The 24,875-nt window shown below is 58.1% G+C and carries 30 protein-coding genes and 1 pseudogene; 12 read left to right on the top strand and 19 right to left on the bottom strand.

The window, feature by feature from the left end; genetic code table 11:
- The first annotated feature begins 232 nt into the window (after positions 1 to 232).
- Entirely contained in the window at positions 233 to 370 is a 138-nt protein-coding gene (locus tag ACTJK9_RS22505; RefSeq protein ID WP_143492853.1) for a tail fiber assembly protein, read from the top strand.
- A gap of 81 nt (positions 371 to 451) precedes the next feature.
- On the opposite strand, the gene ACTJK9_RS22500 is transcribed toward ACTJK9_RS22505, so the two are convergent.
- On the bottom strand, positions 452 to 1,402 hold the full coding sequence (locus ACTJK9_RS22500) for an acyltransferase family protein (RefSeq protein WP_158090082.1): 951 nt from the start codon (positions 1,400 to 1,402) through the stop codon (positions 452 to 454).
- A 215-nt stretch (positions 1,403 to 1,617) separates the two neighbouring features.
- Here ACTJK9_RS22500 and ACTJK9_RS22495 point away from each other — a divergent pair.
- From ACTJK9_RS22495 to ACTJK9_RS22485, 3 genes and pseudogenes are all read left to right on the top strand, one after another.
- Positions 1,618 to 2,042, top strand: a pseudogene (locus tag ACTJK9_RS22495) (cell wall hydrolase).
- Positions 2,042 to 2,443, top strand: a complete 402-nt coding sequence (locus ACTJK9_RS22490) for a hypothetical protein (protein ID WP_085610431.1) — start codon at positions 2,042 to 2,044, stop codon at positions 2,441 to 2,443. Before ACTJK9_RS22495 ends, ACTJK9_RS22490 begins: the two are co-directional and overlap by 1 nt.
- A gap of 67 nt (positions 2,444 to 2,510) precedes the next feature.
- Positions 2,511 to 3,557 (top strand): acyltransferase family protein, encoded by a 1,047-nt coding sequence (locus ACTJK9_RS22485; protein WP_440816318.1) that lies wholly within the window; start codon positions 2,511 to 2,513, stop codon positions 3,555 to 3,557.
- 125 nt (positions 3,558 to 3,682) lie between these two features.
- Here the strand turns inward: ACTJK9_RS22485 and ACTJK9_RS22480 are convergent, their stop codons facing one another.
- From ACTJK9_RS22480 to ACTJK9_RS22440, 9 genes are all read right to left on the bottom strand, one after another.
- Complete coding sequence (locus ACTJK9_RS22480) at positions 3,683 to 3,967, bottom strand: hypothetical protein (protein ID WP_085610429.1); 285 nt, start codon at positions 3,965 to 3,967, stop codon at positions 3,683 to 3,685.
- An 82-nt stretch (positions 3,968 to 4,049) separates the two neighbouring features.
- The gene (locus ACTJK9_RS22475; protein ID WP_039768768.1) at positions 4,050 to 4,280 is read right to left on the bottom strand and encodes a hypothetical protein; all 231 of its coding nucleotides are present in this window, start codon (positions 4,278 to 4,280) and stop codon (positions 4,050 to 4,052) included.
- A 120-nt stretch (positions 4,281 to 4,400) separates the two neighbouring features.
- The gene (locus ACTJK9_RS22470; RefSeq protein ID WP_440816315.1) at positions 4,401 to 4,631 is read right to left on the bottom strand and encodes a hypothetical protein; all 231 of its coding nucleotides are present in this window, start codon (positions 4,629 to 4,631) and stop codon (positions 4,401 to 4,403) included.
- 71 nt (positions 4,632 to 4,702) lie between these two features.
- The gene (locus tag ACTJK9_RS22465) at positions 4,703 to 6,328 is read right to left on the bottom strand and encodes an ABC-F family ATP-binding cassette domain-containing protein (RefSeq protein ID WP_085610427.1); all 1,626 of its coding nucleotides are present in this window, start codon (positions 6,326 to 6,328) and stop codon (positions 4,703 to 4,705) included.
- Between the two features lie 143 nt (positions 6,329 to 6,471).
- Positions 6,472 to 7,509: a DNA topoisomerase IB gene (locus tag ACTJK9_RS22460; RefSeq protein WP_440816313.1), complete on the bottom strand. Its 1,038-nt coding sequence runs from the start codon at positions 7,507 to 7,509 to the stop codon at positions 6,472 to 6,474.
- A 73-nt stretch (positions 7,510 to 7,582) separates the two neighbouring features.
- On the bottom strand, positions 7,583 to 8,662 hold the full coding sequence (modC, locus tag ACTJK9_RS22455; RefSeq protein ID WP_440816310.1) for a molybdenum ABC transporter ATP-binding protein: 1,080 nt from the start codon (positions 8,660 to 8,662) through the stop codon (positions 7,583 to 7,585).
- Positions 8,663 to 8,665: 3 nt separating this feature from the next.
- Complete coding sequence (modB, locus tag ACTJK9_RS22450) at positions 8,666 to 9,346, bottom strand: molybdate ABC transporter permease subunit (RefSeq protein ID WP_085646699.1); 681 nt, start codon at positions 9,344 to 9,346, stop codon at positions 8,666 to 8,668.
- A complete protein-coding gene (gene modA, locus ACTJK9_RS22445) occupies positions 9,347 to 10,102 on the bottom strand; it encodes a molybdate ABC transporter substrate-binding protein (RefSeq protein ID WP_440816306.1) in 756 nt (251 codons plus the stop codon).
- A 173-nt stretch (positions 10,103 to 10,275) separates the two neighbouring features.
- Positions 10,276 to 11,337 (bottom strand): NAD(P)H-dependent flavin oxidoreductase, encoded by a 1,062-nt coding sequence (locus tag ACTJK9_RS22440; RefSeq protein WP_440816303.1) that lies wholly within the window; start codon positions 11,335 to 11,337, stop codon positions 10,276 to 10,278.
- Between the two features lie 213 nt (positions 11,338 to 11,550).
- Here ACTJK9_RS22440 and acuI point away from each other — a divergent pair, with 213 nt between their 5' ends.
- On the top strand, positions 11,551 to 12,534 hold the full coding sequence (acuI, locus tag ACTJK9_RS22435; RefSeq protein WP_085610421.1) for an acrylyl-CoA reductase (NADPH): 984 nt from the start codon (positions 11,551 to 11,553) through the stop codon (positions 12,532 to 12,534).
- Here acuI and ada read toward each other — a convergent pair whose 3' ends face one another.
- From ada to ACTJK9_RS22410, 5 genes are all read right to left on the bottom strand, one after another.
- On the bottom strand, positions 12,535 to 13,608 hold the full coding sequence (gene ada, locus ACTJK9_RS22430; RefSeq protein ID WP_085610420.1) for a bifunctional DNA-binding transcriptional regulator/O6-methylguanine-DNA methyltransferase Ada: 1,074 nt from the start codon (positions 13,606 to 13,608) through the stop codon (positions 12,535 to 12,537).
- 88 nt (positions 13,609 to 13,696) lie between these two features.
- Positions 13,697 to 14,359: a DNA oxidative demethylase AlkB gene (gene alkB / locus ACTJK9_RS22425; protein ID WP_440816301.1), complete on the bottom strand. Its 663-nt coding sequence runs from the start codon at positions 14,357 to 14,359 to the stop codon at positions 13,697 to 13,699.
- Positions 14,360 to 14,364: 5 nt separating this feature from the next.
- Complete coding sequence (locus ACTJK9_RS22420; RefSeq protein WP_409348353.1) at positions 14,365 to 15,078, bottom strand: 2OG-Fe(II) oxygenase; 714 nt, start codon at positions 15,076 to 15,078, stop codon at positions 14,365 to 14,367.
- 91 nt (positions 15,079 to 15,169) lie between these two features.
- Positions 15,170 to 15,340, bottom strand: a complete 171-nt coding sequence (locus ACTJK9_RS22415; RefSeq protein WP_178076440.1) for a hypothetical protein — start codon at positions 15,338 to 15,340, stop codon at positions 15,170 to 15,172.
- A 34-nt stretch (positions 15,341 to 15,374) separates the two neighbouring features.
- Positions 15,375 to 15,677, bottom strand: coding sequence for a DUF1883 domain-containing protein (locus tag ACTJK9_RS22410; protein WP_007958929.1), 303 nt, complete (start codon positions 15,675 to 15,677; stop codon positions 15,375 to 15,377).
- 210 nt (positions 15,678 to 15,887) lie between these two features.
- On the opposite strand from ACTJK9_RS22410, the gene ACTJK9_RS22405 reads away from it, so the two are divergent.
- Together ACTJK9_RS22405 and ACTJK9_RS22400 are read left to right on the top strand one after the other, a co-directional pair.
- On the top strand, positions 15,888 to 16,244 hold the full coding sequence (locus ACTJK9_RS22405) for a hypothetical protein (protein WP_085610682.1): 357 nt from the start codon (positions 15,888 to 15,890) through the stop codon (positions 16,242 to 16,244).
- A gap of 72 nt (positions 16,245 to 16,316) precedes the next feature.
- The gene (locus ACTJK9_RS22400; protein WP_011334337.1) at positions 16,317 to 16,547 is read left to right on the top strand and encodes a hypothetical protein; all 231 of its coding nucleotides are present in this window, start codon (positions 16,317 to 16,319) and stop codon (positions 16,545 to 16,547) included.
- A 2-nt stretch (positions 16,548 to 16,549) separates the two neighbouring features.
- Here the strand turns inward: ACTJK9_RS22400 and ACTJK9_RS22395 are convergent, their stop codons facing one another.
- Together ACTJK9_RS22395 and ACTJK9_RS22390 are read right to left on the bottom strand one after the other, a co-directional pair.
- Complete coding sequence (locus tag ACTJK9_RS22395; protein WP_064596941.1) at positions 16,550 to 16,846, bottom strand: hypothetical protein; 297 nt, start codon at positions 16,844 to 16,846, stop codon at positions 16,550 to 16,552.
- A 139-nt stretch (positions 16,847 to 16,985) separates the two neighbouring features.
- Positions 16,986 to 17,174, bottom strand: a complete 189-nt coding sequence (locus tag ACTJK9_RS22390; RefSeq protein WP_064596939.1) for a hypothetical protein — start codon at positions 17,172 to 17,174, stop codon at positions 16,986 to 16,988.
- Positions 17,175 to 17,421: 247 nt separating this feature from the next.
- Between ACTJK9_RS22390 and galU the strand changes: the two genes are divergently transcribed.
- Both galU and gorA read left to right on the top strand, forming a co-directional pair.
- The gene (gene galU, locus ACTJK9_RS22385; protein WP_039768735.1) at positions 17,422 to 18,261 is read left to right on the top strand and encodes a UTP--glucose-1-phosphate uridylyltransferase GalU; all 840 of its coding nucleotides are present in this window, start codon (positions 17,422 to 17,424) and stop codon (positions 18,259 to 18,261) included.
- A 129-nt stretch (positions 18,262 to 18,390) separates the two neighbouring features.
- On the top strand, positions 18,391 to 19,749 hold the full coding sequence (gene gorA, locus ACTJK9_RS22380; RefSeq protein ID WP_085610417.1) for a glutathione-disulfide reductase: 1,359 nt from the start codon (positions 18,391 to 18,393) through the stop codon (positions 19,747 to 19,749).
- Here the strand turns inward: gorA and ACTJK9_RS22375 are convergent.
- Positions 19,746 to 20,750: a DNA-binding protein gene (locus ACTJK9_RS22375; RefSeq protein WP_064596934.1), complete on the bottom strand. Its 1,005-nt coding sequence runs from the start codon at positions 20,748 to 20,750 to the stop codon at positions 19,746 to 19,748. The genes gorA and ACTJK9_RS22375 overlap by 4 nt on opposite strands.
- Before the next feature lie 176 nt (positions 20,751 to 20,926).
- Here ACTJK9_RS22375 and ACTJK9_RS22370 point away from each other — a divergent pair, with 176 nt between their 5' ends.
- From ACTJK9_RS22370 to ahpF, 3 genes are all read left to right on the top strand, one after another.
- The gene (locus ACTJK9_RS22370) at positions 20,927 to 21,865 is read left to right on the top strand and encodes a site-specific integrase (RefSeq protein WP_085610415.1); all 939 of its coding nucleotides are present in this window, start codon (positions 20,927 to 20,929) and stop codon (positions 21,863 to 21,865) included.
- A gap of 136 nt (positions 21,866 to 22,001) precedes the next feature.
- Positions 22,002 to 22,565, top strand: coding sequence for an alkyl hydroperoxide reductase subunit C (gene ahpC / locus ACTJK9_RS22365; RefSeq protein ID WP_007958941.1), 564 nt, complete (start codon positions 22,002 to 22,004; stop codon positions 22,563 to 22,565).
- A gap of 130 nt (positions 22,566 to 22,695) precedes the next feature.
- A complete protein-coding gene (ahpF, locus tag ACTJK9_RS22360) occupies positions 22,696 to 24,258 on the top strand; it encodes an alkyl hydroperoxide reductase subunit F (protein WP_007958943.1) in 1,563 nt (520 codons plus the stop codon).
- A gap of 81 nt (positions 24,259 to 24,339) precedes the next feature.
- On the opposite strand, the gene gloA is transcribed toward ahpF, so the two are convergent.
- A complete protein-coding gene (gloA, locus tag ACTJK9_RS22355; RefSeq protein ID WP_065260490.1) occupies positions 24,340 to 24,861 on the bottom strand; it encodes a lactoylglutathione lyase in 522 nt (173 codons plus the stop codon).
- Positions 24,862 to 24,875: the final 14 nt, after the last annotated feature.

Genomic DNA, 24,875 nt, shown 5'->3' with positions numbered 1-24,875 from the left:
CTTTACCGAGGCCGATCTGGCCGAAGGCGAAAGCCTTGTCGATGAATTCCGCAGTCACTAATCGATGCAATCGCTGAGCAGGGGCTGCTTCGAGAAATGACGGCGGACCTCTATGCGCGAACCCGGCTGGCAACTGCCCAGGTAACTGCACTGCAAGGTCGGGTCGATGCAATCAACGGCGCCATCGACGGCGATTGCGCCTTGCCGGAGGAGGTCGAAGAAAGCCCTTCGCGTGGCGATGTTGGCCGAATGGAAAAAGTACCGGGTTTTTCTCGGCCGCGTGACCGGTCAGCCGATCTGGCCATCAGCGCCAGCGTGGCCGGAGCAGCCAGAACCCTACAACGGCGAGACCACTATCGCCCGGGTGTAAGCCGGACTGACTCAACGCAACAACCATGACCGAATCCGCTCTTGGCGGATTCGGTCACAGGCTAAGTTAACCATCAAAATCTCAAGCACCTGGATTGACGGTTCTAATAGCTTTTTTGTTGCGTTTGTAGCGAATAAAAGGTCTTTCAATGAGATACCAGCTTGCTATGCAAGTTGGTAGAAGAACAGTCATTAATATCCAGCTTACGCTTTGGATGTCCGTGATTCGGCATTTTTCAGTAATAAATAATAATATCGGTACGTGATAGATGTAGACACCGTAACTTATGTCTGGAATGCGAAAGGCGATAATTCTTAAACCTGCGATCCCCACCCAAACCACAGCCACTGCATGAAGTAAATGGCGCAATGGGAAGGGCGGTATTAAAAGAGTAAGCGCAAGGAACGCCCAAGGCGCAAATCGTCCAGCAATATGTAGTTTTTTTCTGTATATAAACGCCAGATTTCCTACAAAAAAAGCCTGCGCTAGCAGGGTGAGCGTTACGGGGAACGAACCAAATCCAGTAGATGACAATATCAGTACGGTTAAAGCAGATGCAACAAGCGTTAGCCAAATAAATCTAGGCTTCTGGTATGCACCAATTGCCCATAGCCCTGCTAATGTTAGATACGCAAGCTCTTCCCAGGCGAGAGACCAAAGAGCTTGGTTCGTGTAGCCCTTTTCTGGAATATAAATCCCACCTGAAAGCCAAGTGGTTATAGAGTTTAAAGCGACCTGCGAATCAAATAAGACAAATGTCAGTAGCAAAGATGCTATTAGCGCTGGAAGTATTCTTAGTGCTCGCCTTTTTGCAAAATCCTTAAGCGATACTCTATCGCTGTAGCTTTTCAGCACAACAACGCCACTGATGGCAAGAAAAGCAGGTACCGCCATAATCAGTACGCCAGTCCAAGCGGTGTTTGGAGTTGAATATAAGTATAGATGCGCTACAACCACTTCTAGTGCCAAAAGTAATCGTAGGATATCAAAGTTAGGGAAGTATTCCGAAGTGGGCGAGTCCGTTCTACTCATGGTCATTTTATGCCAGGTTGATCCGTAAGCTTCTCTTGGGTATTTACTCGGCGAGCGCATGGATACGTTTAGATAAGATTGTATGTTTAATAAAGCGCGAAATTGTATATGGGAAATGTGTGGCCCGCTACATTAATTAATTTCGAATGAAAAATCGCGTGTTTTTGCGCTTAGCAGCCGTCAGTCCGGCGGCTTTTTTTCGCTTGGAGAAAATGATGCCTGTAACTGAAAAAGATCGAGACGTCCTCGCGCGCACGCCGTGGGGGGAAGCCCGTGGTGAATCAACGGCCGGGCAGGTGGCTGTGGCTTGGACGATCCGTAATCGGGTATTCGATGGAAAAACAATTCGTGGTGGGGGGAGGGCTACGCCGGTGTGTGCCAGAAGCCGTACCGGTTCAGCTGCTGGAACAAGAACGATCCGAACTTTCTGTTCCTTAGCGGTGCGCGACAGATCCCTTTCCGCGAATTGGCCCAGGCGCGGATTGCCGCCGACCAGGTGATCGACGGGAAAGTGCAGGACCCCACCAACGGTGCCACGCACTACTACGCGCTCGCCATGAAGACGCCGCCGGCTTGGGCCGTGAAGGCGCGACAGACCCTCAAGCTGGGCGGGCACGTCTTCTTCAAGGACGTTCCGTGATGGTGGCGCCGTGGAAAACCGTATGCGCGGTGGTGCTGGTGCTGATCGGCGCCGGCAGCGCTTGGCTGTCCCGGGACTGGCGCTACGGCAAACAGTTGGCCGAGCAGGCCCGGTTGCACGCCGAAACCCTCAATCAGCTGACCATGGCCGCCACCACCGCGCAGCAGGCCGAGCAGGACAAGCGGCTGTCAGTCCTCATCGATGCGGGTTCAGCCGGTGGCTGTTCAGTGTCTGCAACCGTCGTCACCGGCGGCGTGGATCATGCAGCCGTACGCGCCCAACTTGACCCAGCGCATGCTCAACGAATTGTCGCCACCACCGGCGAAGGCGATCGCGGGCTGATTGCCCTGCAGGCCTGTCAGGCCTATATCAGAGCGCTGGCGCCTGCACATTTTGAATAATTATCCAAAGCTTCGTGTTCGATGGTTTTGCAGATAGAATGAGAAAAATTGTTTTGGCGTGAATTTGATGCAGCAGCATATTAATAATCTTGATGGGTTTAGAGGCTTCGCTGCCCTCTTAGTGGTCGTTAGTCATTATAGTAACTTGACTGGCGTGCTAGGAGGGGTTTTAGGAGAGGGTGGAGGGCAGGCTGGGGTAATGCTGTTCTTTATGCTCACAGGATTTCTAATTGCCAAGCTTCATCTTGGTCAGGAATTCACTAGATCTAATCTGTTGGAATATGCGTTTAAGCGCGTTGCAAGAGTTTATCCACTATTTATAATAATTGCCGCGCTTCCTTCTTTTTTGTCTTGGTCCGGATTTCCCGGAAAAATAGCAATGTCAGACATTGACTCGTTTAGTGCGTACTTAGGTCAAATCACATTAATTGATCGTGGCTACGGTGTGCTTTGGACGATTCAGATCGAATTTATTTTCTACATAGCTTTCGTTGCTATATGGTTCGCAGCATCAAAAGCTGGGAGTGCTGTAATCGCAGCTTCTCTTTTAGCAATCACCTGCCTGCTGGTAGCTGGCGGCCTTAGCTATGGTTATGACTTTTTCAATAGGTGCCACTATTTTGTATTTGGTGTGGTCATTGCTATTTTTGCAAACAGTAAGCCAGTTTCTAATTCAACAAGGTTAAAGTCAGTTGTTGGAGTTTTGCTTCTGATTAGTGTTCCGGTCATGTTTCCTAAGTTTTCTAAGATTTTTCTTGGGCTTGAAGTTGATTCGTGGCGAAGCTATATCGTTATGGTGCAGTTCTTGTTTCTGTTTATTATTGCTGTTTCGGATAGATATTATTTGTCAGCAATACTTTCGTGTCGCCCTTTAAGGTGGGTCGGAAAGGTTTCATACTCGCTGTATCTGATTCATTACTTCGTTCTTTTGCCTTTTCTTGAGTGGGTGCCCCCAGTAAGTAGTTACGCGGTTAACTTTGTTTTTTTTCTTTCGTTAACTTTGTTAGTCTCTTGGCTGAGTTATAGGTTTTTAGAAAGGCCGCTACAAAAAATTTTCCTAGTGCCAATCCGATCGGAAATAGCATCAGGAAAGGTGTTGGAAAGCAGCCGTTAGCGCTGATCTACTGGATAGGTTGCCCAGTACGAACGCTGATGCCGCTGGCCGGTTCGATTCCGGCTTCGGGCACCATGAATATCAAGGGCTTGCATGACATACCTCATGCAAGCCCTTTTTCGTGCTCAAACAAACGCCTGCCCGCTAAATCCTCTAGGCAAACGCTGAAGCCCGGCCATAGCCGTCAACCGCTCGATCCACTCGGAACGCCAGTCGGACGCCGTGTGTGCGGCCCAGGATTGGCGAGCCGCGCGCCGCGCCTCATTGCGCTGATTTTTGCGCGCATCCTTGTACGCATCGGTATTGCGGCAACTACGGCACTTCACTCGATTGAGTTCGCTGCTGGAGGAGAGGTTGTTGCCCTTGTGCCCACAGGCCAGATGCCCGTCGACTTTGAAATGAATGACCATGGGACGTCTCCTTGGTGACGTGTAAAGGTTTTGACCTCTCACGACCAAGGGCGTTCTCTCATGCCCCAGGCGAATCGACGAGCTATCTGAAGCGTGGTAGTGGCCGATCAATGGGTTTGAGCGACGACAAGGTACTGCGAATGAGGGGAGTGTCCTTGTCGATATCGTTCAGCCGGTCGCGGATGCGCAGAGCGGTCGGGTGTCCGCCTTGATGATCGACCCAGTCGGCGATCTCTTTGCAAGCTGCCGCGAGACGCGCCTCCCGAGCCTCGAGCAAGGTCAGCAGAGTGGTGATGGACTCTTTTTCGGACATGGAGCACCTCCGTTCATTAATCCGCTCGGTAGCAGCAAAAAGCTCGCCAAGCGCGAGCTCTCTGCCGTTGGGGCGCTGCTCCTTCAGCTGGTTTGAGTATAGACCCGTAAATGACAGCTATCAGCCCGACGACTCGGGAGCGGTCACTTGCGAGCTGGCGGTGTTGAGCCGATGACATTCCTTGCGGGTGTCTTCTTCCCGGTCGTAACCATCGCCGATGAAACCACCGGTTCGCGTGTCGCAGATGCGATACCAGCCCAAGGCTTCGGCGGGCTCATGGAGCGTTTCTCCGGCGCGCCGGCCGTGGATGACAATCTTGTTGCAGCGCTTCACGACAAATATGTCTTCCATGGCGTCACCGCAGCTGATTCCTACCAGATCAACTATAGAAGCCCTGACCAATCGTGCAAAAAATAGGCAAGTCAGTTCGTCGGTTGCAGTTGCCAGCCTGACTGCCGCCAGCGCAGGTGGTGGGTCGGATTCAACGCCTCAAGGAAATCCTGATCGTGGGAAACGGCGACAATGGCGCCCGGAAATGTCTGCAATGCCCGCTCGAATGCTTCCACGGAAGGCAGATCCAGGTGATTGGTCGGCTCATCCAGCAACAACAGCTGCGCAGGATCCGATCGCCACAAGGCCAGTGCCAACGCCGCTTTCAGGCGTTCGCCACCGCTCAATGACGCGCAGGGGCTCGTGGCGCGGCTTGCATCCAGTTGCAAGTGAGCGAGATAGCTGCGCAGAGTGCCCTCGGTCAGCGCAGTTCCCTGCATCATCAGCTGTTCGGTGATGGAGCGCTGATCGTCCAGTTGGGCCAACTGCTGATCCAGGAATGCTAAGGGCACGTGTGTTGTGGCGGTTCCGTTGATGGGTGCGAGTTCCCCGGCGAGCACCTTCAGCAAGGTTGATTTGCCGCAGCCGTTGGGACCGCTGACAGCGATCCGCATCGGGCCATGGATCGTGAGATTCAGTGCATCGCCCGGCAGCCACGGCAATCGGGCTTCACTCAGCGTGCAGATCTGACGGTTGTTGGGCACGGCGCTCCCGGGCAGGTTGATCAGCACGCTGTCCTCGGGCTGTACCTTGGCATAAGCCTCGCGTACCTGGGCATCGAGCTCGGACTTGCGGGCCTGATGTCCCTGACGGACATGCCCCATGATTTCCCGTGCGGCGCCCTTGATCGCGACGTATTCGAAACTGGCAATATTGGCGGTTTCGGCATTGCGTCGGGAGTTGGCAGCATGGCGTTGTATCGTGTCGTGCTCGCGGCGAAGTCGAATCCGCTCGCGCTGACGCTCGCTTCTGGCCTGATCGAGACGTGCCTGCGCCGCCGCTTGATAGATTCGCTGGTGCTCGCGGAATGCCGAGTAATTGCCACCGAATTCGATAGCCCCCGACGCGCTCAACTCAACGATACGCTGCATCCGGTCGAGCAATTGCCGATCATGGCTGACGACGATCAACCCGGTGTGCCAGCGCTCAAGCGAGTTCATCAGCCATTGCCGTCCCGATGCATCCAGATGGTTCGTCGGCTCATCGAGGATCAGCAATTCAGCCTGGCTGATAAACGCGCCAATCAGCGCGACTCGTGCTTGCTGGCCGCCACTGAGTTTGCCGGTCTCGTCGGAGAGGGCAACCTCGGTCAGCCCGGCGTCATCGAGCATCCGCCGCAGGCGCTCTGCCAGGTCCCATTGTTCACCTATGAGATCGAAATCCTCGGCCGATCCGCCGCCATTCTTCATGCGCTCGAGCGCCTCAAGAATGGCGGCGCTGCCGGTGGTCTCGGCGACCGTTTCGCCGGGTGCGCCAATAAAGGTTTGCGCCACGTAGGTCGTCGTTACGGAACGCGTCACGCTACCGGTGGTGGGTTGCCACTGTCCGACGATCAGGCGCGCCAGTACGCTTTTGCCAACGCCATTGCGCCCGACGATGGCGGTCGGGGTGTGATCGAATTTCAGGTTGAGTGCAGTGAAAATCGTCTCGCCATTGGCGAACTGAAAACCCAGCTGGTTCAGGGAGACGAGAGCAGGCGTACGCGAGACGTGAGTCATCGGCACCTCCAAAAAATGTTGTGAGCACTGACAGGCGCCTTGAGCGGCGTGTCGCGATTACATTTTTGAAGGCTTAGTTGTTCACTTCTGCGGTCGTCCTGAGGAGGTAGGAGGGCGTAGCCTATTCGAGATGGGCGAAGGCTTCAAGGCGCTGTTGCCTTCTCTACCATGCGTTCGAGAAACAGGGCCAGCGCGACTTCTTCCTTGCGCAGCCCCTTGCGGACGCGCGGCTTCGGCAATTCGGCCAAGGCGCCGAGCATGAAGTGCTCGACCACCGCCGGGTGGATGTAGCATTTGCGACAGACCGCCGGCGTGTTGCCCAGTTGGCGGGCGACACCTTTCACCATCTCGACCACATGCCGCTTGGCCTCGCTCTCGGACTCCCATTGCAGCTCTCGCAGGACCGCCAACGCCAATGCGCTGCCGGCCCAGGTCCGGTAATCCTTGGCGGTGAAATCCGCGCCGGTCAGGGTTTGCAGGTAGGTATTGACGTCGGAAGAGCTGACGGTGTGTCGCTCGCCGTTTTCATCCAGATACTGAAACAGGTTCTGCCCTGGTATTTCCAGGCAGCGCTTGATGATCCGCGCCAATCGCCGGTCCTTCACTGTGATCTGATGCTCGATGCCGCTCTTGCCGCGAAACTGGAACAGGATCGCGCTGCCGTTGACCTCGACATGCCGGCTGCGCAGGGTGGTCAGGCCGTAAGAGCGATTGTCCCGCGCGTATTGCGTATTGCCGACGCGAATCAGGGTGGCGTCGAGCAACGTGATGACCGTGGCCATGACTTTGTCGCGGCTGAACCCGGGCGATGCCAGCAGCGCTTCCAGCTGTTTGCGTAACTTGGGCAGCGCCAGCCCGAATTCGCGCAGGCGCGAATACTTGTCCGCGTCGCGCACTTCGCGCCAGCGAGCGTGATAGCGATATTGCTTGCGTCCACGGGCATCGCGACCGGTGGCTTGCAGATGGCCGCACGGGTCGGCGCAGATCCACACGTTGGTGTAGGCCGGCGGAACGGCCAGCGAGTTGATGCGCTTGATCTCGTCAGGGTCGGTGATGCGCTGGCCTTCGGGATTGAAATGGGCGAATTTTCCGCGCAGTTTTCTTCGGCTAATACCCGGCTGGGTGTCATCGACGTAATGCAGATCCGAAGGCAATACCTCGGTGAGCGCAGTATCGGGCATGGCGGATTTTCCTTCGCGGCAATCAGGCTGTTAAAACCATTGACCGCACGCCATGACGGACGTGCCCGCGGGTTTACGCCAGCACCGCGACGGCCTTGATTTGGGCCCACAATGACTGGCCCGGATGCACGCCAAACTGATCCCGTGAATAGCGAGTGATGCGCGCCAGCAACGGTGTCCCGCCGGCATCGAGGCGGATGAGCACGTGGGCGGCGTTGTCGGCCGGCTGCTCGCTGACGACCGTAACCGGCAGTCGATTGAGGATGCTGCTGAACTCACTGTTTTGCAGAGTCAGGCTGATGTCTCGCGCGTGTACCTTGCAGCGAAGACTTTGGCCCGTCGTCATCGGCGCGTGGGTCACGCGAATGCTCAGTGGCGAGTCCGGCAGTTGCAGGGTGAGCAATTGATAGTCGGCATCGTAGCCGCTGACCTGGCCTTCGATGATCACCCCGGCGTCATTGTCCATGGCCAGCGGCAGATCGAGCCGCGCCAGGGTTTCGCCAATCGGACCGCTGGCCAGCGCTTTGCCGTCGCTGAGCAGCACCAGATGATCGGCGAGCCTGGCCACTTCGTCCTGCGCGTGGCTGACATACAGCACCGGGATTTCCAGTTCGTCGTGCAGGCGTTGCAGGTAGGGCAGGATTTCGCTTTTGCGCTGACTGTCGAGGGCCGCCAAAGGCTCATCCATCAGCAGCAACTTAGGGCTGGTCAGCAGCGTCCTGGCGATGCCGACACGCTGACGCTCACCGCCGGACAGATGCTGAGGGTGACGATCCAGCAAATGGCCGATGCCCAGCAATTCGGTGGCTTGGGTCATGTCGACCCGGCGCTGCGCCTTGGGAATGCGCTTGAGGCCGAATTGCAGATTGGCCAGCACCGACAGGTGCGCAAACAGGCTGGCCTCCTGAAACACATAGCCGAGCGCGCGTTTGTGCGGCGGCACGAAAATGCCTTTCTCGGTGTCCTGCCAGACCTCGTCATTGACGCGAATAAAGGCTTGCGGCGCGCGTTCAAGCCCGGCAATGCAGCGCAGGCAAGTGGTCTTGCCCGAGCCGGACTGCCCGAACAGCGCCGTCACGCCGCGACCGGGCAGCTGCAGATCAACGTCGAGACTGAAGCCCGACCAGGCCAGTTTCAGGCGTGCATCAATCATCGATCAGCTCCAGCCCGTGCGGGTCTTGCGGCTGGAATACAGCGCCAGCAACACCAGAAACGAAAACACCAGCATCGCCCCGGCCAGCCAGTGCGCCTGTGCGTACTCCATGGCTTCGACGTGGTCGTAGATTTGTACGGAAACCACCCGGGTCTTGTCGGGAATATTCCCGCCGATCATCAGCACTACGCCGAATTCGCCGACGGTGTGGGCGAAGCCGAGGATTGCCGCGGTGATGAAGCCGGGGCGAGCCAGGGGCAGAATCACGCTGAAAAAAGTGTCCCAGGGATTGGCGCGCAAGGTCGCCGCCACTTCCAGAGGACGAATACCGATTGCGGAGAAGGCGTTTTGCAACGGCTGCACCACGAATGGCATGGAATAGAGCACCGAACCGATGACAAGGCCGGTGAAGCTGAAGGTCAAGGTGCCAAGCCCCAGCCACTGAGTGAAATGCCCGATGAAGCCATTGGGGCCAAGGGCCAGCAGCAGATAAAACCCGATGACCGTCGGTGGCAGCACCAGCGGCAGCGCGACAATCGCGCCGATGGGACCGCGCAGCCAGGAACGGCTGCGCGACAACCACAGGGCAATCGGCGTACCGACGACCAGCAGGATCGCGGTGGTCAGGGACGCCAGTTTCAGGGTCAGCCAGATCGCCGCGAAATCGGCACTCGTCAGCGACATTTACAGCTGGTAACCGTAGGACTTGATGACCGCAGCGGCTTTCGGGCCTTTGAGGTAATCAACCAGCGCCTTGGCAGCGGCATTGTCCTTGCCTTTGTTGAGGATCACGGCGTCTTGCTTGATCGGGTCGTGCATGTTCGCCGGAACGATCCACGCGGAGCCGCTGCTGACCTTGCCGTCCTTGTAGATCTGCGACAGGGCGACAAAGCCCAGCTCGGCGTTGCCGGTGGACACGAACTGGTAGGCCTGGGTGATGTTCTGGCCTTCAACGATCTTGGCTTTGGTGGCGTTCGTCAGTTTCAGTTTTTCCAGCACCTGAGTGGCGGCCAGACCGTAAGGCGCTGCTTTCGGGTTGGCGATGGACAGGTGCTGGTATTGGTTTTTCTTCAGGACATCGCCGTTGGCGTCGACGTCACCTTCCTTGGCCGACCACAGCGCCAGGGTGCCGATGGCATAGGTGAAGCGCGACCCCTTGACGGTGTCGCCTTCTTTTTCGAGTTTTTCCGGGGTGGTGTCATCGGCCGACAGGAAAACTTCGAACGGCGCGCCGTTTTTGATCTGGGTGTAGAACTGGCCGGTGGCGCCATAGGCTGCGACCAGTTTGTGCCCGGTGTCTTTTTCAAAGTCAGCGGCAATCGCCTGAATCGGCGCGGTGAAATTGGCCGCGACCGCGACTTGCACTTCATCGGCCTGAGCAGCGCCGATGGCGAATACCGCGAGCAGGGCAGGGGCAAAACGTGAGGCACGATTGATCATGAAACGGCTCCGTGGGTGGCAAGTGCAGTGGGCAGTTGTTATTGGAAGGTAGACTGCGCCGATGCGAAGAGGTGAAACGCTATATAGCGAAATATATAGCGAAATGCCGCCAAACAGGAAGCACTGCTTTTAAACCGGGCGAGGGCGCCACGCTCCTCACCCGTTCGGGTTCATCACCGCGTCAGTCTTGCCAGTGCGCCCTCAGCCAGTTGCCGGGTCAATTCAGCGCTGCCGAGGTCTTTGCCGAGTGTGAAGGCCTGGCCGGCCCAGAGGTTGCTGAAATCTGCTTCGCCCTTTGCACGCAGCGGCATCAAGGCACCGCCAGCCAGCGGAAAAGCGGGGGCCTTGTCCGACATCGGGCCCAGTTCGCGCATCACCCGATTGAGAATCCCCCGCGCCGGGCGTCCGGTAAACAGATTGGTCACCGCCGTCTCGCTTTCCTTGGCGGTGCGTAAGGCCTTGTGATGCGACGCACTGATTTTCGCTTCCGGGGTAAACAGATACGCCGTCCCGACTTGAACCGCCGAAGCGCCGAGCATGAACGCCGCCGCGACGCCGCGCGCATCGGCAATCGCACCGGCCGCAATCACCGGGACGCTCACCGCGTCGACCACTTGCGGCACCAGGGCAAACGTACCGACCTGACTGCTCAGGTCAGCGCTGAGGAACATCCCGCGATGGCCGCCGGCCTCGTAACCCATGGCGATGATCGCGTCGCAACCGTTCTGCTCGAGCCAGATCGCTTCGTCGACGGTGGTTGCCGACGAGATGATTTTCGCACCAGTGGCCTTGACCCGATCCAGCAAGGATTTTTCCGGCAGGCCAAAGTGAAAGCTCACCACTTCAGGGCGAAATTCTTCCAGCACTTCACAGGCGGTCGCATCGAAGGGCGCACGGTTTGACACCGGCGTCGGCGCATCGAAATCGACACCCAGTTCGCGATAGTAGGGTTCCAGCAGGTTTTTCCATTCACGGGCTTTTTGCTCATCCGCGCCCGGAGCTTGATGGCAGAAAAAATTGACGTTGAATGGCTTGCTCGTGCCTTGGCGAATGGTCTTCAGTTCTTCGCGCAGTTGCTCGATGGTCAGCATCGCCGCCGGCATCGAACCGAGGCCACCGGCGTTGCAAGTTGCGTTGACCATGGATGAATTAGTGGCTCCGGCCATGGGGCCCTGGATGATCGGCAGTTCGATGCCGAACAGGTCAAGAATGCGGGTATCAGGCCATTGGCTCATGGAATAGCTTCTCCGACGACAAAACAGGCAGGGACGGTAGCAGCCGGTTTTTTAACGCAAAGCCACCCCCATGACCAGCACAGATTTGTAGCTTGAGCAGCGGGCGCTGGCTCGGTGTTCACGCCCGATTGGCTAAAAGTCGAGTGGGGCAAAATGTTGCAATGTGCTATTCCAATGCCTCGACATCCTTAATTTCACCGATAAGAGGCAGTCATGTTCAAAGGCATTCTGATCGATAAAGACGACAGCGGTTATCGCGCCAACCTGCAGGAAATCAGCGACGAGCAGTTGCCGGAGGGCGATGTGACAGTGGATGTCGCTTACAGCACGCTGAACTTCAAGGACGGCCTGGCGATCACCGGCAGCAGCCCGGTGGTGCGCAAGTTTCCGATGGTGCCGGGGATCGATCTGGCGGGCACCGTCGAAGTCAGCTCACACCCGGACTACAAGGTTGGCGACGCGGTGCTGCTCAATGGCTGGGGCGTCGGCGAAAGCCACTGGGGTGGCCTGGCGCAGAAGGCGCGACTGAACGGTGACTGGCTGATTCCGCTGCCGAAGGCATTCACCGCTGCGCAAGCCATGGCCATCGGCACAGCGGGCTATACGGCGATGCTGTGTATCATGGCGCTGGAACGTAACGGCGTGACAGCGCAACAGGGCGAAGTGCTGGTGACCGGCGCCAATGGCGGCGTCGGCAGTTTTGCCATTGCGTTGTTGAGCAAGCTTGGCTACCGCGTGGTCGCTTCGACCGGTCGGGTGTCGGAACACGAATACCTGACACAACTGGGTGCCAGCGAAATCATTGATCGCGCCACCCTGTCCGAACCCGGCAAGCCGCTGGCCAAGGAGCGTTGGGCGGGCGTCATCGATTCGGTCGGCAGCCACACGCTCGCCAATGCCTGTGCCAGCACTCGGGCCGAAGGTACAGTGGCTGCGTGCGGTCTGGCTCAGGGCATGGATTTTCCGGCGTCCGTGGCGCCGTTCATTCTGCGTGGCGTGACGCTGGCCGGGATCAACAGCGTGACTCAGCCCAAGGCGCGGCGCATCGAGGCTTGGGATCGTCTGGCGAAGGATCTGGATTTTGCCCTGTTGCCACTGATCAGTCATGAAATCGGCCTCGGCGAAGCTATCGACGCGGCACCGAAGTTGCTGGCGGGGCAACTCCGGGGGCGAGTTGTAGTTGATGTGAATCGCTGATTACAGTCGGGGTTTGCCTTCACGCTCGAGCAATTCGCGCTTGCGCTCCACGCCCCAGCGGTAGCCCGACAGATTGCCGTCACTGCGCACAACGCGATGACAGGGGATCGCTACCGCCAGACTGTTGGCGCCGCAAGCCTGGGCCACTGCGCGCACGGCTTTTGGTGAGCCGATACGCAAGGCGATGTCCGCGTAGCTGGCGGTGCTGCCGACCGGTATTTCGCGCAGCGCCTGCCACACCCGCTCCTGAAATGCTGTGCCGCGCACATCCAGCGGCAAATCCAGTCCGATGGCAGGCGCTTCGATGAAGCCTACGACGTGGGCGATCAGTTGTTCGAACTCGGCATCGGCGCCAATCAGGTTGCCCCGGCGAAACTGGTCCTGCAGGTCGCACACCAATTGGTGTGGATCGTCGCCCAGCAGAATCGCGCAGATCCCGCGCTCGCTCTGTGCCACCAGAATGGCGCCGAGCGAGCACTGGCCGACGGCGAAGCGGATGTCGTTGTTCTGGCCGGCGGCCCGGAAGTCGCCGGGTTTCATACCCAGTAACTGATCGGCCGACTCGTAAAAACGGCTGTTGGAATTGAAGCCGGCGTCATACAGCGCTTCGGTCACCGAGCCGCCGTCTGCCAGACGCTGACGAACCCGGCGCGAGCGATGCGCGGCTGCATAGCCTTTGGGCGTCAGGCCCGTCGCTGCTTTGAACACGCGATGAAAATGAAAGGCGCTCAGGCCAGCGGTCTCGGCGAGATCATTGAGCGCCGGCAGATTTTCTGACGCTTCGATTTGGCGACAGGCTGCCGCGACGGTCGCAGCATGTTGCGCGGCGACTTCGGTCTGATCCTTGCTCGCCCGTTTGCTGGGACGATAGCCCGCTGCCTCGGCGTCCTTGGCGGTGTCGAAAAACTCGACGTTCTGCGGTTTCGGCAAGCGAGCCAGGCTGCTGGGGCGGCAATAGATGCCGGTGGTTTTCACGGCATAGACAAACTGGCCGTCCGCCCGAGGGTCGCGCGCCACGACAGCGGCCCAGCGTGGATCGTCTTCAGTGATCAGCGAGGTGGTAAGCGTTTTCATGATGGAGAGTCCGTTGACCTGTTGAATTTCAGGTTAACCAGTGCCACCGGCCGGAACACTCCGACCCTTGCGGTCAAACTTTGCAGGATTATCCGGCGACGCGAAACGTGAGGTTGAAGCGTTGTTCGCCCAGGCGCGGGTGTCGGCCAGGCTTGATTGGCAGGATGCCGTGAAAGCGCAGCCGGTCGACGCCGCCCCAGATCACCATATCGCCGTGCAGTAGCGAGATTTTCTGGCTCCTGTCACCACGCGTGAAACCGCCGAACAGGAACGTCGCGGGCAGGCCCAATGACAGCGAAACGATCGGCGCTTCGTAGGCGTTTTCGTCTTTGTCCTGATGCAACGACATCTTCGCGCCCGGAATATAACGATTGATCAGGCAGGAATCCGGCTTGAAGTCGGCAAATCCGACGCCTTTCGCCGCCGCCTGGGCCAGTTCACGAAACACCTCGGGCATCGCCGGCCAGGGTCGATGGCTCACTGGATCTTCGGATGAATAGCGGTAACCGCTGCGATCAGTGATCCAGCCCAGTGCACCGCAACTGCTGGTGGCCACCGACATGCTGAAGCCCCCGGGCGTCATCATGTGGCGCAACGGAGCGCAGGCTATGATCGATTCCAGGGCCGGCAACAACTGCTCGATTCGCGGCAGAGCAAAACCGCGCAGCACCCAGGATTGCTCGCCGATCTGTTCGGCGCGCCGGGGCTGCTCGGATTCTGTGTCGGCGAACAGATCGAAGGTGGTTTGCATGATCGTCAGGTCGCGTCGTGGAAGATGATGCCCAGAGTATGCCGTTTTCCGCTGTGCAGTCGGCTGACGCCGTGGCGCATGGTCACCCGATAATCACCGCGCACGCCTCTGACTGGCCGCTGATTGACAGCAAAGATCAGCGCGTCGCCTTTTCTCAGGTCCATCACCAGCGGGCGCGACTGCATTCTCGGACGTTGTTCGGTCATGACGAACTCGCCACCGGTGAAATCTTCGCCAGGTTCTGACAGAAGAATCGCCACTTGCAGCGGAAACGCATGTTCGCCGTACAGATCCTGATGCAGACAGTTGTAGTCCTGCGGGCCGTATTGCAGCAAGAGCGGGGTAGGCCGCAGTTGACCGGCGGCGTGGCAGCGCTCGAGAAATTCGCTGTGTTGCGCTGGAAAACGCTCCAGCAGCCCCATTCGTTCATGCCAGCGGTTGGCCAGAGGCACGAGTCGCGAGTAAAGCGCGCTGCGCAGGCGTTCCACCACGGATGGAAGCGGATAGCGCAGGTATTTGTATTCCCCGCGTCCGAAACCATGGCGGGCCATGATCACCTGGGACCGGAACGGTTCGCTTTGTGGGTAAAGCGCACTCAATCGATCGCAGGTCTCCGGGCGCAGCAGCGTGCGGATGACGGCGTAACCGTCCTGATCCAGTTGCTGCTCCAGGGCGATCCAGTCGAGCTCATCGAGCGGGGAGGCGGGTGAGGGTGACATGCTGATTCCTTGGCTTGCATTCAGGTATCAGTCTGGGTCGTCCACCCGGCCGCAACACTCCGCCGCTTGCGGTCGAATTGTCACCCGGGTCTTACAGGGCCTTGCTGACGCTGATGTCGCTGATCTCATCAGCGCTCTGGCCGTGCAGGGCATCCAGTGCGGCCTTGGCTTCTTCCGTCGTGCCGTTTTCCAGCTGGGCGAACTCGAAGCGGCGTTCACCGTTGAGTTTGTACTTGATCACGTATTTGGTTGTTTGGGCCACGTTGATGCTTACCTGTCTGCGTTGGCGGAACCGCTCAGCTGAGTTTGGAGCTCGAGCGGCGAATGATCTTGATCGAGTGCGTCAGGGTTGGCTTGCGGGTCACGCTGATCGCGCGGCGGTTGACGGTGTCGATGGTGATGTTCCAGAAACCGGTGCTGGGTGCGGTGATGCGGGCTGGAAACGTGTCAAAGGCGCCGCCGTGATAGGTGTGGCGCCCGCCATTTTTGAAGCTTCGGAAGTTGGCGTCGTTCATCAAGCGGATGTTGCAGGTTTGCGAGCATTGAATGACGACGATGTCGTCTTCGTTGAGGTGCTCGCGCTGGTGAATGAATTTCATGGGCGCCTCCAGAAGGGCTTTTTCTACAAAATCAAAACGATAGCATTGTCGATCGGCGCAGTTTATCAGCCCGGACAGGTTATTATCCGGCCGTCGGGCAGCGCTTTGACAATTAAAAACAGAATTCACGATTCGATGTGGGTTAAATGCAGTGAGCCTCGGAGAAAAACGGCATTCATGCTGTCGGAGGGTCTTTATTGGAGGTTTTGTATGAAGTGGGGTGTGGTGATTCTGCCGTTGGCATTGGCAATGGGTGGTTGCGCAAGCGTTTCGGAAATCAATGAAACACTGCCGACCATGAACGTCATTTCCGGCAAGAAGCCCCATGAATATGCTGAGTGCCTGTCAGAGAAGCTGGCCGACAGCCGGGGTGCCTTGCAGGTAGAGCGGCACAAGGACGAGGTTCGGGTCATTGTGCCGGGCAAGCTGGGGTCGGGCCCGGCAGCGGTGTTCGATATCGAGGATCGTTCCGGTGGCAGTAGCATCAAGCTGCATGAGCGGATGTCCAATGTGCCGCTGCGTCCAGGGGATGTGCGCAAAGCCGCCACCGCCTGCATTTCCGGCTGATAGACTGTCATCAGTCAACATTGATGCCGTCACAGCGTTGCTGTGGCGGCATTTTCATTTCCGGAGCGGTGAATGAAGAGAGAGCAGGTGCGGGAGCGACACAAGGAAGGGCTTATTGCGGCTACCCATGTGATCCAGAACCCGGCGAATCCGGGGGAGTGGATCGTGTTTTTCAAGAAAAGCGCCGGGCGCAGTTACTTCCTGGTCGACGATAACGACGAAGTCGAATCATTCAATCGGCTCGACGACCTGATCGAGGTCGTGCGCGGGCTGGGGATCAAGTTCGCCGAAATTCACATGTAAGTCTACTTGCAGACCACTACCACGCTGCGGTTTTTGTAGTTGCCGACGTCGACGCCCAGCGTCTTGTCGTCTTCCTTGGGCGCCGGTGTGCCGTCAGTCCCGACGATGCGATAACCGGTGCCGGCGCAGGACGCGTCAGCCTTTTCATAGCAGGTGGCCCAGGAATTGGCCTCGCCGGAGCAATCGATGCTCAACCCTTGTTCGCCATTGTTCAGGTAAGTGGTCTGCGAAGTGGCACAGCCGGTCAGGGCGGCGAGTGCAATCAGCGGCAGGAAACTGATGAGGGAACGGTTGGTCATGGCAATGTCATCTTCGAGGAGGAGGGGGCTAGACGCTATGACAGCGCCGGCAGGAAAAGGTTATAGCGATTGGCCACTTCTTTTCGCGCAGTCAAAAAAAGCCCTGCACAATGGCAGGGCCGGCCTTCATCATTACCGATCAGTCTTGTTCCTTGCCGCGACGTTTCGGAGCTGCGGGCGTGTAATCGAGCACCGCGGCGACTTCAATCGCCATCGCCTCTGTGGGCAACGGGCCGGACACGTCTTCGCCGTTGGCGGCAGTGATATGCCACTGGCCATCTTTCGCCTTGGCGACGGTGTACCCGTTGATGATTTTTGCTGCGGACATCTAGCGGCCTCGTTGGCTGGTTCAAAGGCGCCATGATAACGGTAAATGGGCGAGCGGGCGCAGGTCGATGCGGCGTTCCGAGATCTTTGGGCTAAGCTGAATGCGCAGCCTCTGTGAGCGGATTGAACTATCCGCCAGATTATTTCTCTATGTTGACATCGGTTAGCCAGTGCGGGGCATTGTAAGGTGCACGCCGCCTGATTAGACTGCGCCGAAACTCGTACACACAGCCCTTTCAAGGACTTATATGATCAAGAAATGCTTGTTCCCAGCAGCCGGTTACGGTACTCGCTTCCTCCCAGCGACGAAGGCCATGCCCAAAGAAATGCTGCCGGTGGTAAACAAGCCACTGATCCAGTACGGCGTCGAAGAAGCTCTGGATGCTGGCCTGAACGAAATTTCCATCGTGACCGGCCGTGGCAAGCGCGCCCTGGAAGACCACTTCGACATCAGCTACGAGCTGGAAAACCAGATCAAGGGCACTGACAAGGAAAAATACCTGGTCGGTATCCGCAAGCTGCTGGACGAGTGCTCGTTCTCCTACACCCGCCAGACCGAAATGAAAGGCCTGGGTCACGCGATCCTGACCGGTCGCCCATTGATCGGCGACGAACCGTTCGCCGTGGTACTGGCGGACGACCTGTGCGTCAACCTCGACGGTGACGGCGTATTGACCCAGATGGTCAAGCTGTACAAGCAGTTCCGCTGCTCGATCATTGCCATTCAGGAAGTCGATCCGCAGGAAACCAGCAAGTACGGCGTGATCGCTGGCGAAATGATCCGCGACGACATCTACCGCGTACACAGCATGGTCGAGAAGCCAAAGCCGGAAGACGCGCCGTCGAACCTGGCGATCATCGGTCGTTACATCCTGACTCCGGACATCTTCGACCTGATCGAACAGACCGAACCAGGCAAGGGCGGTGAAATCCAGATCACCGACGCTCTGATGAAACAAGCCCAGAACGGCTGTGTGATGGCCTACAAGTTCAAGGGCAAGCGTTTCGACTGCGGTGGTGCAGAAGGCTACATCGAAGCAACCAACTTCTGCTTCGAGAACTTCTACAAGACTGGCAAGGCTTACTGATAAAGCCTGATCTGCCTGTACGAAAAAGCCACCTTCGGGTGGCTTTTTCATTTTCCGCCCCTATATCGGCAGGAGTGCTTGCCCAATGGACGACGGCGGGTATGCTGATCGCCTGCCGAGGAGATAGAAATGGCCTACGATTTTGACCTTTATGTGATTGGCGCCGGTTCCGGCGGTGTGCGGGCTGCGCGTTTTGCTGCCGGGTTCGGTGCGAAAGTGGCGGTGGCCGAGAGCCGTTATCTGGGCGGCACCTGCGTCAACGTCGGTTGCGTACCGAAAAAACTGTTGGTGTATGGCGCGCATTTCGCCGAAGACTTCGAACAGTCCTCGGGTTTTGGCTGGAGCCTGGGCGAGGCGAATTTCGATTGGGCCACGCTGATTGCCAACAAGGATCGCGAGATCAATCGCCTGAACGGCATTTATCGCAATCTGCTGGTCAACAGTGGCGTGACCCTGCATGAAGCGCACGCGAAAATCGTTGGTCCGCACGAAGTCGAGGTCAACGGTGAGCGATACACTGCGAAGAATATTCTGATCGCCACTGGTGGCTGGCCGCAGATCCCGGAGATACCGGGGCATGAGCATGCGATCAGCTCGAACCAGGCGTTCTTCCTCAAAGAACTGCCCAAGCGTGTGCTGGTGGTCGGTGGCGGTTACATCGCCGTCGAATTTGCTGGGATTTTCCATGGGCTGGGCGCCAACACGACGTTGCTGTATCGCGGGGATCTGTTCTTGCGCGGTTTCGACGGTTCGGTGCGTAACCATTTGAAGGAAGAACTGATCAAGCGCGGTATGGATCTGCAATTCAATGCCGATATTGCGCGCATCGACAAGCAGTCGGATGGCAGCCTGAAAGCGACTCTCAAGGATGGTCGCGTACTGGAAGCGGATTGTGTGTTCTACGCCACCGGTCGGCGTCCGATGCTGGACAATCTGGGGCTGGAAAACACTGATGTGCAGCTCGACGACAAGGGCTTCATCAAGGTCGATGAGCAATACCAGACCACCGAGCCGTCAATTCTGGCACTGGGTGATGTCATCGGTCGCGTGCAGTTGACGCCGGTGGCGCTGGCCGAAGGCATGGCAGTGGCGCGACGCCTGTTCAAGCCTGAGCAATACCGTCCGGTGGATTACAAGATGATCCCGACGGCGGTGTTCAGCCTGCCGAATATCGGCACCGTCGGCCTGACCGAAGAAGAGGCCCGGGAAGCGGGGCACGAAGTCGTGGTTTACGAAAGCCGCTTCCGGCCGATGAAGCTGACTCTGACGGATTGCCAGGAGCGCACGCTGATGAAGCTGGTGGTCGATGGCAAATCTGACAAGGTGCTGGGCTGTCACATGGTAGGGCCGGATGCCGGCGAGATTGTGCAGGGTTTGGCAATCGCATTGAAGGCTGGCGCCACCAAGCGTGACTTCGACGACACCATCGGGGTGCACCCGACGGCGGCCGAAGAGTTTGTCACCATGCGTACGCCGGTCGGCGCTTAAGTCTTTTTCGGTTCTACTGCGTCTGGTGCTGCCGCAACGGTGGTGGCCAGGCGCAGGCTGGCTTGTGCCGTGGCCAATTCCTTTTCCAGTGACTGATTGAGCTGCGACTGCTCGTCGACGTTCTGCTTGAGCGTCTGGCTTTCCAGCAGTGCCACACGCAAACGTTCCTGGAGGAGGGTGCGTTCGCTGTCGACGCGAGACGCTTGCTCCAGCAGTTGATCCTGGCGCTGATTGCTTTGTTTGAGTTGATCCTGCATCAGGCTCAATTCGCGCACGGTGCCGCGATTCTCGGTCAGCAGACGTTCGTTGTCGCGGTGCAACTGAGTGATCTCGTCCTGACGTACCAGTGCGCTTTGCTGCGCCTGGCGCAACTCCATCTGCAACTGCTGAACCTGAGTTTCGTGACGGCTTTGCTCCTGCTCGCGCTGTTCCTTGATGGCGTTGCGGTAGTGCTCAAGCGCATCGCGGGCATGCAGGTGCTTCTCTTCCAGGGAGCGGATCTGCTCGTCCTTGTCCTGCAGGCGCAATTCAAAGTCTGACAGTGCCTGATTCAGCCCGGCGTTGCGGGTCTGCTCGGTCTGCAACATCGAGCGGGTATCGCTCAGCGCTTCGGATTCCTTGGCCAGCGCGGCAGCCTGAATGTCGTGCTTCTTCTCCAGTTGCACATGATCCTGACGAAGCTGATTCAGCTCGTCCTCCAGTGCCTGACGCTGTTGCTCGTACTGCTCGCGCGCCTGGTCAATCGGTTCCTGCGCCTGTTCTTTCAGGCGTTGGGCAAGGCGCGTAACGAGTGCCAGCAGCTCGTCATCGATGGGTTCTGCCGAAGGATCGGCCGGTTCGCTGCCGTCATCCAGCTCTTTCAGATAGCGATGAATCGTGGTTTTTGAACCCGTATTGCCAAGTTCGATGCGTACTGCGTCGATGCTGGGGTGTTCGCCACGGGCGAGGATCGCTGCGCGCGCGATCTGTACCACTGCTTTATTAACGCCGCCACGGGCCATATTTGCTCCTACCATTTCGTACTGTGGTACATGCCACCAAAGTACGCAGTGTACCATGTTGAAAATAAAGTGAAATAAGCGCTGATAAACGGACGGGATATACTGGTATTACCCCATGTGAAACCCATAAAATCGGTTTCGCACGAACCCTCAGTACGCCACGAGAAAATCAGCCCATGAGCGATATCGATCGCTATCTGCAAGCCGCCACCCGTGACAACACTCGCCGCAGTTATCGCGCGGCCATCGAACACTTCGAATCTGCGTGGGGAGGTTTTCTGCCGGCGACAGCGGACAGCATCGCGCGGTATCTGGTGGCGCATGCGGGCGTGCTGTCGGTCAACACGCTGAAGTTGCGCCTGTCGGCGCTGGCGCAGTGGCACAACAGTCAGGGCTTCGCCGATCCCACCAAGTCGCCGGTGGTACGCAAAGTGTTCAAGGGCATTCGCGCCCTGCATCCCGCGCAGGAAAAACAGGCCGAGCCACTCCAGCTGCGAGATCTTGAGCAGACCGTCACCTGGCTAGAGCAGGAAATGAAAGACGCCCGGGAAAAACAGGACCGGCCGCTGCTGCTACGAGCCTGCCGCGACCGCGCTTTGATCCTGCTGGGCTTCTGGCGTGGCTTTCGCAGCGATGAGCTGTGTCGGGTGCAGATCGAGCACGTGCAGGCGCACGCCGGCAGCGGCATCACCCTGTACCTGCCGCGTAGCAAGGGCGATCGGGAAAACCTCGGGCAGACCTATCAGGCCCCGGCGCTGTTGAAGCTGTGCCCAGTGCAGGCTTATATCGAATGGATCACCGAAGCGGCGCTGGTGCGGGGCCCGGTGTTTCGCGGCGTCGATCGCTGGGGCAATCTGAGCGAAGAGGGCTTGCACGCCAACAGCGTGATTCCGTTGCTGCGTCAGGCCCTGGAGCGCGCCGGGATCTCTGCCGAGCGCTACACCAGCCATTCCCTGCGTCGCGGCTTCGCAACGTGGGCCCATCAAAGCGGCTGGGACCTCAAATCGTTGATGAGTTACGTGGGATGGAAGGATATGAAGTCCGCCATGCGCTATGTTGAAGCGAGCCCCTTTCACGGGATGGCCCGGATTACGGATAAGCCGCTGTCGCCGTAGATATCGTTTTCTTCTATTAATATCCTCAGCTAATAGCGAAAACAAATCAGCAGCATCAGGTTTGCCAATGAGCCATCCGTCGAGTGACTGGGTAGGATTCACCCATCGAATTCACAACCCTGACGGAGAGTCATCAATGCCTATCATCAACAGCCAAGTAAAACCGTTCAAAGCTACCGCGTTCAAAAACGGCGACTTCGTACAAGTCTCGGACGCTGACCTGAAAGGCAAATGGTCCGTAGTGTTCTTCTACCCGGCCGACTTCACTTTCGTTTGCCCAACCGAGCTCGAAGACCTGGCTGACAACTATGCCGCCTTCCAGAAACTGGGCGTAGAGATCTACAGCGTTTCGACCGACACCCACTTTGCTCACGCTGCCTGGCACAACACTTCGCCAGCCATCGGCAAAATCCAGTACACCATGATCGGCGACCCGACTCAGGTCATCTCCCGCAACTTCGACGTGCTGATCGAAGAAGCTGGCCTGGCGGATCGTGGCACCTTCGTGATCAACCCTGAAGGCCAGATCAAAATCGTTGAACTGAACGATGGCGGCGTTGGCCGTGACGCTTCCGAGCTGCTGCGCAAAATCAAGGCTGCTCAGTACGTTGCTGCTCACCCAGGCGAAGTTTGCCCAGCCAAGTGGAAAGAAGGCGAGGCCACTCTGGCTCCGTCCCTGGACCTGGTCGGCAAGATCTAAGTCTGTGACAAGCGCAATGCAGGGCGGGACTCCGCACCTACTTAAGTAAGCTTCACCGCCCAATAGAAAAGCCCGGGCGAGATTCGCTCGGGCTTTTTTTCGCCTCAAATAAAGTCAGGAGATCGCCCGTATGTTGGACGCCAATCTTAAAGCCCAGTTGAAATCGTACCTGGAACGGGTCACCCAGCCGATCGAGATCGTTGCATCACTCGACGACGGTGCGAAATCCCGTGAAATGCTCGACCTGCTGAAAGATGTTGCCAGTCTTTCGCACCAGATTACCTTGATCGACAGCGGCGACGATGCACGCAAACCGTCGTTCTCGATCAACCGCCCCGGTGCTGACATCAGCCTGCGTTTCGCCGGCATCCCGATGGGCCATGAATTCACTTCGCTGGTGCTGGCCCTGCTGCAAGTCGGCGGCCACCCTTCGAAGGCCAGTGTCGAAGTGATCGAACAGATCCGCTCGCTCAAGGGCGAGTTCAACTTCGAGACTTACTTCTCGCTGTCCTGCCAGAACTGCCCGGACGTCGTTCAGGCGCTGAACCTGATGGCCGTGCTGAACCCGAACATCCGCCACGTCGCCATCGACGGCGCGCTGTTCCAGGATGAAGTCAATGATCGCAAGATCATGGCTGTGCCGAGCATCTACCTGAACGGCGAAAACTTCGGCCAGGGCCGCATGGGCCTGGAAGAAATCCTCGCCAAACTCGACACCGGCGCCATCGAGCGTCAGGCCGAGAAAATCAGCGCCAAGCAAGCCTTTGATGTGCTGGTGGTCGGCGGTGGCCCGGCCGGTGCTTCGGCGGCGATCTACGCCGCGCGTAAAGGCATTCGCACCGGTGTTGCAGCCGAGCGCTTCGGCGGTCAGGTGCTGGACACCATGGCCATTGAGAACTTCATTTCCGTGCAGGAAACCGAAGGCCCGAAACTGGCGACCGCGCTGGAAGAACACGTCAAGCAATACGACGTCGACATCATGAACCTGCAACGCGCCGACAAGCTGATCCCGGGCAAGAATGGCGAGCTGCATGAAGTTCACTTCGCCAGCGGCGCGACCCTCAAGGCCAAGAGCGTGATTCTGGCGACCGGTGCGCGGTGGCGTGAAATGAACGTGCCGGGCGAGCAGGAATACCGCAACAAAGGCGTGGCGTACTGCCCGCACTGTGACGGTCCGCTGTTCAAAGGCAAGCGTGTGGCGGTGATTGGCGGCGGTAACTCCGGCGTCGAAGCGGCCATTGACCTGGCCGGTATCGTGTCTCACGTCACCTTGCTGGAGTTCGACGTACAGCTGCGCGCCGACGCCGTATTGCAACGCAAGCTGCACAGCTTGCCGAACGTCACCGTGATCACCAGTGCATTGACCACTGAAGTCACTGGCGACGGGCAGAAGGTCAACGGCCTGCGCTACAAGGATCGCAATACTGACGAGTTGCGCACGGTCGAGCTGGAAGGGATCTTCGTGCAGATCGGTCTGCTGCCCAACACCGACTGGCTCAAAGGCACCATCGAGTTGTCTCCGCGCGGCGAGATCATCGTCGACAATCGCGGTGAAACCTCGATCCCCGGCATTTTCGCCGCCGGTGACGTGACCACCGTGCCGTACAAGCAGATCGTGATTGCGGTGGGCGAGGGCGCCAAGGCTTCCCTCAGTGCTTTCGATCACTTGATCCGCACTTCGGCTCCGGCGTAAATCCCGGGCCTGAAACAGAAAAACCCCATCAGCGATGATGGGGTTTTTTCTTTGTGGGGTGCTTTCTACCCGGTGTCAGCGTTACAGCGGTGCCGGCTGGATGATCTCGACCCAGTAGCCGTCCGGATCCTTGATGAACGCCAGGCTCTTCATGCGGCCATCGGTCAGGCGCTTCTGGAAATCGCAGCCGAGCTCTTCAAAACGTGCGCAAGCTGCAACGATGTCCGGTACCGAAATGCAGATGTGACCGAAACCGCGCGGGTCGGTGTTGCCGTTGTGGTAGGCGAAGTCTGCGTCGTTCTCGGTGCCATGGTTGTGGGTCAATTCCAGAATGCCGGGAATCGACTTCATCCACTCGGTGCGGGCAGCGGCGTCGGCCGGGATCTGCGATTTGTCGACCAGGGCGAGGAAGTACAGGCTGAATTCCGCTTCCGGGAAATCACGCTTCTCTACCAGCGAGAAACCCAGTACGCGGGTGTAGAAATCCAGCGACTTGGTGATGTCTTTGACGCGCAGCATGGTGTGGTTGAACACGAAGTTGCGGGTTGCGCTGTCCGGGGTGGCGGTGACGCCGGGGAAGGTGTTCAGTTCTTGCAGGCTCATGAGCCCTCCGTAAC

Source organism: Pseudomonas sp. 22082 (assembly GCF_052046055.1).
Classification (GTDB): Bacteria; Pseudomonadota; Gammaproteobacteria; order Pseudomonadales; family Pseudomonadaceae; genus Aquipseudomonas; species Aquipseudomonas pharyngis.
Note: the sequence above shows the minus strand (reverse complement) of the source record. Positions and strands in the feature narration are given on the sequence as shown.

Bases quoted from the DNA above. Each gene is read 5' to 3' on its own strand.
- ACTJK9_RS22440 (WP_440816303.1), bottom strand. From the start codon at position 11,337: ATGAGCCAATGGCCTGATACCCGCATTCTTGACCTGTTCGGCATCGAA.
- acuI (WP_085610421.1), top strand. From the start codon at position 11,551: ATGTTCAAAGGCATTCTGATCGATAAAGACGACAGCGGTTATCGCGCC.
- alkB (WP_440816301.1), bottom strand. From the start codon at position 14,359: ATGCAAACCACCTTCGATCTGTTCGCCGACACAGAATCCGAGCAGCCC.
- ada (WP_085610420.1), bottom strand. From the start codon at position 13,608: ATGAAAACGCTTACCACCTCGCTGATCACTGAAGACGATCCACGCTGG.
- ACTJK9_RS22370 (WP_085610415.1), top strand. From the start codon at position 20,927: ATGAGCGATATCGATCGCTATCTGCAAGCCGCCACCCGTGACAACACT.
- ahpF (WP_007958943.1), top strand. From the start codon at position 22,696: ATGTTGGACGCCAATCTTAAAGCCCAGTTGAAATCGTACCTGGAACGG.
- ACTJK9_RS22465 (WP_085610427.1), bottom strand. From the start codon at position 6,328: ATGACTCACGTCTCGCGTACGCCTGCTCTCGTCTCCCTGAACCAGCTG.
- ACTJK9_RS22490 (WP_085610431.1), top strand. From the start codon at position 2,042: ATGGTGGCGCCGTGGAAAACCGTATGCGCGGTGGTGCTGGTGCTGATC.
- galU (WP_039768735.1), top strand. From the start codon at position 17,422: ATGATCAAGAAATGCTTGTTCCCAGCAGCCGGTTACGGTACTCGCTTC.
- ACTJK9_RS22400 (WP_011334337.1), top strand. From the start codon at position 16,317: ATGAAGAGAGAGCAGGTGCGGGAGCGACACAAGGAAGGGCTTATTGCG.
- gorA (WP_085610417.1), top strand. From the start codon at position 18,391: ATGGCCTACGATTTTGACCTTTATGTGATTGGCGCCGGTTCCGGCGGT.
- ACTJK9_RS22480 (WP_085610429.1), bottom strand. From the start codon at position 3,967: ATGGTCATTCATTTCAAAGTCGACGGGCATCTGGCCTGTGGGCACAAG.
- modB (WP_085646699.1), bottom strand. From the start codon at position 9,346: ATGTCGCTGACGAGTGCCGATTTCGCGGCGATCTGGCTGACCCTGAAA.
- ahpC (WP_007958941.1), top strand. From the start codon at position 22,002: ATGCCTATCATCAACAGCCAAGTAAAACCGTTCAAAGCTACCGCGTTC.
- ACTJK9_RS22460 (WP_440816313.1), bottom strand. From the start codon at position 7,509: ATGCCCGATACTGCGCTCACCGAGGTATTGCCTTCGGATCTGCATTAC.
- ACTJK9_RS22395 (WP_064596941.1), bottom strand. From the start codon at position 16,846: ATGACCAACCGTTCCCTCATCAGTTTCCTGCCGCTGATTGCACTCGCC.
- ACTJK9_RS22390 (WP_064596939.1), bottom strand. From the start codon at position 17,174: ATGTCCGCAGCAAAAATCATCAACGGGTACACCGTCGCCAAGGCGAAA.
- ACTJK9_RS22500 (WP_158090082.1), bottom strand. From the start codon at position 1,402: ATGAGTAGAACGGACTCGCCCACTTCGGAATACTTCCCTAACTTTGAT.
- ACTJK9_RS22470 (WP_440816315.1), bottom strand. From the start codon at position 4,631: ATGGAAGACATATTTGTCGTGAAGCGCTGCAACAAGATTGTCATCCAC.
- ACTJK9_RS22410 (WP_007958929.1), bottom strand. From the start codon at position 15,677: ATGAAATTCATTCACCAGCGCGAGCACCTCAACGAAGACGACATCGTC.
- modC (WP_440816310.1), bottom strand. From the start codon at position 8,662: ATGATTGATGCACGCCTGAAACTGGCCTGGTCGGGCTTCAGTCTCGAC.
- ACTJK9_RS22475 (WP_039768768.1), bottom strand. From the start codon at position 4,280: ATGTCCGAAAAAGAGTCCATCACCACTCTGCTGACCTTGCTCGAGGCT.
- ACTJK9_RS22375 (WP_064596934.1), bottom strand. From the start codon at position 20,750: ATGGCCCGTGGCGGCGTTAATAAAGCAGTGGTACAGATCGCGCGCGCA.
- modA (WP_440816306.1), bottom strand. From the start codon at position 10,102: ATGATCAATCGTGCCTCACGTTTTGCCCCTGCCCTGCTCGCGGTATTC.
- ACTJK9_RS22420 (WP_409348353.1), bottom strand. From the start codon at position 15,078: ATGTCACCCTCACCCGCCTCCCCGCTCGATGAGCTCGACTGGATCGCC.
- ACTJK9_RS22485 (WP_440816318.1), top strand. From the start codon at position 2,511: ATGCAGCAGCATATTAATAATCTTGATGGGTTTAGAGGCTTCGCTGCC.
- ACTJK9_RS22405 (WP_085610682.1), top strand. From the start codon at position 15,888: ATGAAGTGGGGTGTGGTGATTCTGCCGTTGGCATTGGCAATGGGTGGT.
- gloA (WP_065260490.1), bottom strand. From the start codon at position 24,861: ATGAGCCTGCAAGAACTGAACACCTTCCCCGGCGTCACCGCCACCCCG.